Annotated in this window: 4 protein-coding genes; all 4 read left to right on the top strand. The window is 40.7% G+C overall.

The features are described 5' to 3' along the window. Positions 1 to 376 precede the first annotated feature (376 nt). The 4 genes from ENL20_01810 (at position 377) to ENL20_01795 (ending at position 4841) form a co-directional block, all read left to right on the top strand. Complete coding sequence (locus ENL20_01810; GenBank protein ID HHE37293.1) at positions 377 to 1078, top strand: hypothetical protein; 702 nt, start codon at positions 377 to 379, stop codon at positions 1076 to 1078. A gap of 110 nt (positions 1079 to 1188) precedes the next feature. Further along, positions 1189 to 2301, top strand: coding sequence for a DNA methyltransferase (locus tag ENL20_01805; protein ID HHE37292.1), 1113 nt, complete (start codon positions 1189 to 1191; stop codon positions 2299 to 2301). 3 nt (positions 2302 to 2304) lie between these two features. Continuing rightward, positions 2305 to 3468, top strand: coding sequence for a DUF262 domain-containing protein (locus tag ENL20_01800; protein ID HHE37291.1), 1164 nt, complete (start codon positions 2305 to 2307; stop codon positions 3466 to 3468). Positions 3469 to 3878: 410 nt separating this feature from the next. After that, positions 3879 to 4841 (top strand): hypothetical protein, encoded by a 963-nt coding sequence (locus tag ENL20_01795; GenBank protein ID HHE37290.1) that lies wholly within the window; start codon positions 3879 to 3881, stop codon positions 4839 to 4841.

The following is a 4841-nucleotide window of genomic DNA, read 5'->3' as shown; positions in this document are numbered from 1 at the left end:
GACAGCAAAGAGCTCAGCAGGCAGATTTCCCGCAATGTCGGAGCAGAACTCAATCCGATGGTGCGGATTTTACCTCTTTTTTTAAAAGACCTTCATCTGTCCTGGCTGTATTCCAGGTTGTGCGAAAATGTTTATTCAGGAGTTTTATCCAATATGGGAAAAGTGAGTGTTCCGGAAGAAATGACTCCATTTATCGAGTCGTTCCGGGTTCTGCTTTATCCAAACCGGGTGATGAAGAAAAGCTGTTCGATCATCAGTTATCGAAATGACTTGCATATTACTTTTTGCAGCTGTATCGAGAATCGGGAATTGGAAAGACTCTTCTTTACAAAAATCAGCGATATGGGAATTCCTGTTAAAGTGACGGAGGAATAAAATGCCGATCTGTAAAAAATGCGGTGTGGAAATCGAGGAAGGACTTAAATTTTGTCCGCTTTGTAAAACACCTTTGGGAGAATTTACAGAACCTGCTGAAACCGAAGAAATTCAATCCAGAAAATTAATTCCGGAAATAAGCAGAAAGTCAAGATCCTGGCTCTGGGAGTTAGTAACATTCCTTTCCTTTGCCGGATTCATTGTGATCTTTGCAGTTGATTTTGCTTACGGAACAAACATCACCTGGTCGAGATTTCCTTTAGTTTCCATTATTTTTGTCTGGTTGTCCTTCACTTTTATTTTCCGTTTGAAAACAAGAACTTATCTTCAAATCATACTTGAAACTTTAGTTTTATTGATATTGCTATGGGTGTTGGATTTGTTCATTATGGCAAAACCATGGTTTTTCAGATTAGCCTTACCGATTGTTCTATGTCTGAGTTTTCTCACAATCCTGAATACCTTCTTTTTCAGGAAAACAAGAGTATCGGTTTTCGGAATTTTAGCAAGCAGTATGATAAGTGTCGGGATTTTTCTGCTTTTCCTGGATTTTATTCTGCATAACTATATGGAGGGAAAGTTGCTTCTCAGCTGGTCGATCGTTGCTTTTGCCTGCATTATTCCATTGGTTGTTTTCCTGCTCTATTTCCGGAAAAGACTGAAGAAAAAAGGGATTGACCTGCAGAAGTTTTTCCATATTTGAAGCAAAGGAAGAAATATTTTGACAATAATGTTGTTTTTCAAGACTTATCGCTAAAGGAATAAGAAATTATGTTATTAGACAAAAACAAAGGGATTAAATAGTAGAAAAATATGCCGAACATAAACCTGACAGAAGCCAAAAGAGCAAAGAACGACGAATTCTATACGCAATACCACGATATAGAGAAAGAGATAAATGCTTATATTGATTATGATCCTGATGTGTTTAGAGGGAAAACAATACTCCTGCCCTGTGATGATCCGGAATGGAGCAATTTTACCAAATACTTCGCCCAGAACTTTGAAAGATTCGGTATTAAGAAACTGATCAGCACCAGCTATGCCTCTGCCAGCAAAAAATACAAAGACGGATACCAGCCTACCTGGTTCGAGACTACAGATTCGCAATATGATGAAGACAAAACCACCATATTAGGAAAAATATTTACTTTAGATCATGACAAGACCGGAGACGGCAAGATAGATATTGAAGACCTGGATTGGCATTACTTACAAAGAGATGGTGATTTCCGCAGTAAGGAAGTAAAGAAACTCCGTGATGAAGCAGACATTATTATAACCAATCCGCCTTTTTCCCTGTTCCGGGAATTCCTGGCGTGGATTGTGCAAGCAGATAAAGACTTTTTAATAATTGGCAATATGAATGCCATTACCTATAAGGAAGTTTTTCCTCTGATCAAAGAGAATAAAATGTGGTTTGGTCCAAGTATAAGTAGCGGAGACCGAGAATTTCAAGTGCCTGATAACTATCCAATAAATGCAGCTGGTTGGAGGATCGATGAAGAAGGAAGGAAATTCTTGAGGATCAAAGGAGTTCGCTGGTTTACCAATATAGACCACGGCAGGCGACATCAACCATTACCGCTTATGTCTATGAAAGAAAACCTGAAATTCAACAAGAAGCTGCGGGGAAAAACTTCCTATGTGCATTATGATAACTACGATGCTATCGAAATTCCATTTACCAATGCTATCCCGAGTGATTATGATGATATAATGGGTGTACCTATCAGTTTTCTCGATAAATATTGCCCGGAACAGTTTGAAATCGTATGGCAAGCAAGTGGTAATACACGAGCATCAGCACCTAAAAAAATTTTAAAAAGATTGAATTATCGTTCACATTCAGAAGATAGAGGAGGATGTACAATTGTAAATGGAAAACGAACATATGGTAGAATATTAATCAAACATAGGAAATAAAAAATGAAAACATATCTAAAAACAAACATCACGGTCAAAGACATCTGCCAGGGCTTTGTTTATAACGAACTGGAAGGCAAGGGCTTGTTCGGTCTATCCGGCAAACTGACCATCCAGCCGGAATATCAGCGTAACTACATCTATGCGGACGGCAAGAAGGATGTAGCTGTCATCGAATCTCTCCTCAAGGGCTATCCGCTGGGCTTGATCTATTTCAACAAAGTGAGTGAAAATAAGCTGGAAGTATTGGACGGGCAGCAGCGCATCACCAGTTTTGGGAGATATGTAACCAACAAATTTGCGGTCAAAGATGAGAACGGGATGGAGCAGTATTTTGATGGTATTGCTGCTGATAAACAAGCCAGGATATTAGATACCAGGCTGACCATATACGAATGTGAAGGGGAAGAAAGCGAGATCAAGGAGTGGTTCCGGACGATCAATATTGTCGGCATTCCTCTTAATAATCAGGAACTTCTGAACGCTGTTTATTCCGGTCCGTTTGTCACCAAAGGTAAAGAGGAGTTCAGTAACAGCCGAAATGCAAACATTCAGAAGTGGAGTGCATATATAAAAGGCAGTGCCAATCGTCAGGAATTTCTGGAGAAGGCATTGGACTGGGTCAGCAAAGGTAATATCGGCGACTATATGAGCCGTCATCGTTATGATGATAATATAACCGAATTAAAAACCTATTTCAACAGCGTGATAGATTGGGTATCCGGTGTTTTTGATGATGTTCTGAACGAGATGCGCGGTCTTGAGTGGGGTCGATTGTATGAAGATTATCATAATCAAGCGTATGATCCCGGAGAAGTGTCAGCAGAATTACACAAGCTCTATGACGATCCCTATGTAACAAATAATAAAGGTATTTTTGAATATATACTTGGCGGTTCGGTTGAGACGAGATTGCTGAACATCAGAGTTTTTGACGAAGCCACGAAGAATAAGGTTTATAAGAAGCAGACTGATTCAGCAAAGAAGGAAGAAAAATCGAACTGTCCTCTTTGTGCAATAGGTCATAGTGCAAATAAAAATAAGATCTGGACATTGAAGGATATGGATGCTGACCATGTAACAGCCTGGAGCAGGGGCGGAGCATCTGATATCTCGAACTGCCAGATGTTATGCAAGACACACAACCGGGCAAAGGGGAATCGTTAGAGGATAGTTCTTTCTTCTTCCAACCATCTACCCGCATCCGGAAGACGCTACTTTTTCTCCAAAATCATATTCTCCGAGCTCGGAAGATGCTATTTTTTCTCCAAAATCATATTCTCCGGGCTCGGGAGACGCTACTTTTTCTCCAAAATTATATTCTCCGGGCTCGGGAAATGTAATTTTTTTTCTCAGATAGCAGCTCCGTGCTCGGGAAATGCTACTTTTTCTTCCAAGTCATATCCTCCGAGCATGGAATTCGCTTATATTCGCAAAAATTATCATATTATCAATTTGACAAGTAATCACTTAATTCCATCAAAATAAATAAATATCGATAAAAATATTGACATTTATTGTCTGCAAAATATTTAAGACATATAAATTTATCGGAAAAAATTATCACAGGAGGAAATATGCCCATTCTTAAAAAGCCAACCGGGATCAAAAAACTCATCAGGTTATTACTCGATATTGTCTTGACCGGAAATCAGGATAATCTTGCCGGTCGCAATTATGTGCAGCAGGCAACCCTGGATGCCATTGCAGCCTTTATACCGGATTTTCAAACAGCCCATAACAGAGTATTAGCAGCATCAGAAGACAAAATGAAGGAAGTCAGGGAAAAAGGAGAATCATTAACCATACTGGAAAAATACTGCCGGGATACATGGGAAAATGTCCGCAGAAGAAAAGAGAGAATGAATCATCCGCCGGAAATTTTAGCTTATTATGGTTTACCATTGGATGGTATCTCTCCTCATCCTGATTCTGCTACTGCCTGGCTTGATATTGCCCAGGCAATAATCGATGGTGACGGCAGAGCAGTGGCGGACGGCTATCCAACTATTCTCAGTCCATCTGTAGCAGAGATCCAGGCAGTGCTCGATACAGCTAATGCCGAATATGCCGACTTTGCCATGGCAGACAGAACTCATGATGAAGCTCTGGCAGCACAGGCAAAACTGCGACCAACTGGCGAAGAATTTGCCGATGATGTTTATGAACAGCTCATGTTCAATACCCGCAAGATGGATAAACCCAGCCAGCGTCGTATAGCTCGTACTTACGGATACAAATATGATTACTCGCCCGGTGAACCGCCCGAAGAAGTTCCTGCTGCTCCGGTTCTCACTGTCGATTTCATCCGACCCAACATGACTGTTTCCTGCAATGAAGTGGAAACAGCCACAGGTTATCAGTTCGTGTATTCGGAAGATGAAATTAACTGGACAGAGCTTTATGCGGGTGAAAACAATTCCTATACTTATCAGCCGCCCGCAGGTAGAAGAGTTTACCGTGTGCGTGCTGAAAATGAATACGGTTATGGAGACTGGAGTGAGGAAGTGGAATATACGGTGGAGGAAGTGCCGGCGTAG

This window comes from Candidatus Cloacimonadota bacterium, assembly GCA_011372345.1.
Classification (GTDB): Bacteria; Cloacimonadota; Cloacimonadia; order Cloacimonadales; family TCS61; genus DRTC01.
This window is presented reverse-complemented; position numbering and strand designations above follow the sequence as displayed.

Bases quoted from the DNA above. Each gene is read 5' to 3' on its own strand.
- ENL20_01795 (HHE37290.1), top strand. From the start codon at position 3,879: ATGCCCATTCTTAAAAAGCCAACCGGGATCAAAAAACTCATCAGGTTA.
- ENL20_01810 (HHE37293.1), top strand. From the start codon at position 377: ATGCCGATCTGTAAAAAATGCGGTGTGGAAATCGAGGAAGGACTTAAA.
- ENL20_01805 (HHE37292.1), top strand. From the start codon at position 1,189: ATGCCGAACATAAACCTGACAGAAGCCAAAAGAGCAAAGAACGACGAA.
- ENL20_01800 (HHE37291.1), top strand. From the start codon at position 2,305: ATGAAAACATATCTAAAAACAAACATCACGGTCAAAGACATCTGCCAG.